Origin of the sequence: Actinomadura sp. KC216 (assembly GCF_004348535.1) — a bacterium.
GTDB lineage: Bacteria > Actinomycetota > Actinomycetes > Streptosporangiales > Streptosporangiaceae > Spirillospora.
Genome location: NZ_SMJX01000541.1, coordinates 1 through 3049, shown reverse-complemented (window position 1 = coordinate 3049; position 3049 = coordinate 1). Strand labels below are relative to the sequence as shown.

Here is a 3049-nt window from a genome sequence, read left to right as displayed (position 1 = left end):
AGATCATGTAGCAACGGTGTCAAGCCCGTACCCGCGGCGACGCGACCTCGCGGGGGCGAACAACGAGCCACCGCCATGGGCGTGTGGGACGTCCATGGCGGTGGTGGCGGCGGGTGGTCAGTAGGGTTCGTGGCCTGGCGCGGTGAGTTCCTCCAGCGGGCCTACGTATTGCTCCCACGCGTCTGAGTTATCGGGTTTTGCCTTGTATCTCGGACGGGGTTCTGGCTTGCTCTCTGTCGGCGGGGAGTGGTCGGGGAGCGTGGTGGGCGATTTGGGCAATGTGTCGGATGGTGGCGGAATGTGGGGGGTCCGCTGCTTATCTGGCGGCTTATTGGCGACGCGTTCGTCGGAGCCCATCCGGTCGATCTTCTCGACGAGCTCCTTCACCGACGGCGACCACTCCTTGTAGGCGGGAGCGCCCGGACGTACCGCGCCCGCGAACTGCCTCTTCCGGCGCGCGTCGAGCTTGTCGATCCTCACCCTCGCGCCGGTGTACGGGGCGTGCAGGTAGCGGCCCTTCCCGACGTAGAGCCCGACATGGTTGCGGTTGCGGAAGAAGACCAGGTCCCCGGGCTTGAGGCCCTTCAGCGCCACCTTCCGCTTCACCTGCCGGTACTGCGCGTGGGTGACGCGCGGGAGCTTGACGCCGGCCTTCCGCCACGCCGCCATCGCGAGGCCGGAGCAGTCGTAGCCGCCCGGGCCTTCCGCGCCCCACCGGTACGGCTTGCCGATCTGCTTGCGCGCGAACGCCAGGGCCTTGCTCGCGCCCTCGCGCTGCGACGCCTCGCGCGTCCGGTACCGGTCGTACGCCTGGACCTTCTTCAGCGTGGCCGAGTCGAGATGCAGGCTCTTCAGCACCGCGGGATTGAGCGCGGCCAGCGCCTGCGAGCCCGTCGGGACCGCCAGCGCGAGCCCGGTGACCGATACGGTGACGGCCGTCCGGAGCATTCTCTGTTTTCGGACGCCCGCCCGGGCACGGCCCATTCGGCCGACGGCTGTTCCGTTTCCGTGTGCGTGTCCAGCGGTGGACATTCGGGTCCTCTCCGTTCCCTCGTCCGGCTTTTCGCCGGGGACAGGTGATCTCCCTGCCGAGAGTTCGGGTACCCGTTGATCGCGCCGGAATTTTCCGAGCGCGCCGATTTTACATGATCATGAACCGGAATTAGCGGCGGCCTTTGGTGTCTTTGATCATGCGGTCAGATGGGCGAGCGATTTCAGCGGGACGGGCAGCCAGGCCGGGCGGTTCCGCGCCTCGTACCGCACCTCGTACACCGCCTTCTCGAATTCGAAGGCCCGGATGAGCACCGAATGCGCCGCCGGATCGGGGCCGCCCGCCGCCGCGTAGCCGCGGCAGAACGCGGCCCTGTTCCGCGCCGCCCACGCGTGCGCCCGCGTCTCCAGCCGGCCGCCGGGCTCGGGGGGAATGGTCCCGGGCTTGGCGATGAGGAAACGGGCCGCGTACTCGAACGAGCGCAGCATTCCGGCGACGTCCCGGAGCGGATGCGCGAGCGCGCGCCGTTCGTGCTGCGTCCGGGCCGGCTCGCCCTCGAAGTCGAGCAGCGTCCAGCCGCTCTCGGTGCGCAGGACCTGGCCGAGGTGGTAGTCGCCGTGGACCCGCTGGACCGGCAGCGGCTCCGCCTGCGCCGCGAGGTCGAGGAACGCCCCGGTGAGCGACTTGGCGTGCGGCGCCAGGCGGGGGACGGCGCGGCACGTCCCGGTCAGTTCGGCGTTCATGCGGGCGGCCATCGCGCGGACCTCGCCGGCGGGCAGCATCGTCACGCCGAACGCGTCCGCGAGCGCCCGGTGCACCTCGGCGGTCGCCGCGCCGAGCCGCTCCGCCTCGGCCGCGAAGTCGCCTCCGGCGGCGCTCGCGTCCAGCTCGGCCCACTCGCCCTCCCAGCCGGTGTCGCGCTGGGGCGGGGTGTGCGCGAACCAGTCCCGGACGCTCGCGATCGCGAGGCTCCAGCCGTCCGCGCCCGTGTGCAGGTAGTCGGAGAGGAGGCCGAGGGTGACCGGCTCCTTGCCCGGCCCTGGTTCCAGCTCCAGCCAGCCGAGGACGGCCGGGACGTGCGCGCAGCCGCCCTGGGTCAGTGCGAGGTTGACCTCCAGGTCCGGATTGACGCCGGGGGACAGGCGGCGGAAGAGCTTGCAGATGTAGGCGTCGCCGAACAGCAGCGAGGTGTTGCTCTGCTCGGCGGTGATGGGCAGGCTCGTCAGGTCCGTCCGGATGCGGGCGCCGTCGGCGTGGCGGAACCGGAGCGGGCCTATGGACGCGTCGGCGGCGAGCTCGTCCAGCAGCGTGCGGGTGAGGTCGGGGTCGTGGGCGGCGTCGTACAGGTGCACCTTTCGGGTGCTTTGGGTGGACGCCCCTATCTCCACGTGCCTGAGCCGGTCGGGCAGGTCGTTTCGGACGCCGAGAAGCAGCTGGTAATGGTCGACGGCGCCGTTCTGGTGCACGTCGAGGATGAGGTGGTGCAGGGCGGGGTCGCCGGTGCGGAGTTCGGTGGCGGTGCCGATGGACAGGTCGTCGATGGGGCCGTCCTTGCCGCCGAACCATCGCTGCAGGGGAAGCCATTCCGCGAGGGCCCGTGTGAGGGCCGGATGGGGCGGCAGCACCGTCAGGTCGTCCTTTCCGCGCGGGGGGACGGTTCCGTGTCGTCGTCAGGCGGGTTCAACTGGAACCAGAAGAAGCCGTGCCCCGGAAGCGTCATCAGGTAAGGGAGTTCGCCGATGGCGGGGAATTGGACGCCGCCCAGGCATTCGACGGGGGAGTAGCCCTCGAACCGGCGCAGGTCGAGTTCGACGGGCTGCGGAAAGCGGGACAGGTTGCTGACGCACAGCACGGTGTCCATCTCGCCCCACGGGCTCTCGGCCTCGGTGATCTCGCGGGTGAAGGCGAGGACGGAGGGGTTGGATGCGGACAGTTCGACGTAGGCGCCGACGCCGAAGACGGGGTGGCGTTGGCGGATTTCGATCATTTTGCGGGTCCAGTGGAGCAGGGAGCCGGGGTTGTTGGCTTGGGCTTCGACGTTGACGGCTTGGTAGCCGT

General features: G+C 70.0%; 3 protein-coding genes. All 3 read right to left on the bottom strand.

The window, feature by feature from the left end; genetic code table 11:
• Positions 1–117: 117 nt before the first annotated feature.
• Positions 118–948, bottom strand: coding sequence for a C40 family peptidase (locus tag E1264_RS41680; protein ID WP_207936962.1), 831 nt, complete (start codon positions 946–948; stop codon positions 118–120).
• A gap of 240 nt (positions 949–1188) precedes the next feature.
• Positions 1189–2616: a phosphotransferase gene (locus E1264_RS41675; protein ID WP_132182955.1), complete on the bottom strand. Its 1428-nt coding sequence runs from the start codon at positions 2614–2616 to the stop codon at positions 1189–1191.
• 2 nt (positions 2617–2618) lie between these two features.
• On the bottom strand, positions 2619–3049 hold a 431-nt coding region (locus E1264_RS41670), incomplete at its 5' end, for an alpha-glucosidase C-terminal domain-containing protein (RefSeq protein ID WP_207936954.1).

What these genes read in the sequence shown, in the direction of transcription:
- E1264_RS41680 (WP_207936962.1), bottom strand. Translation starts at nt 948, where the DNA reads ATGCTCCGGACGGCCGTCACCGTATCGGTCACCGGGCTCGCGCTGGCG.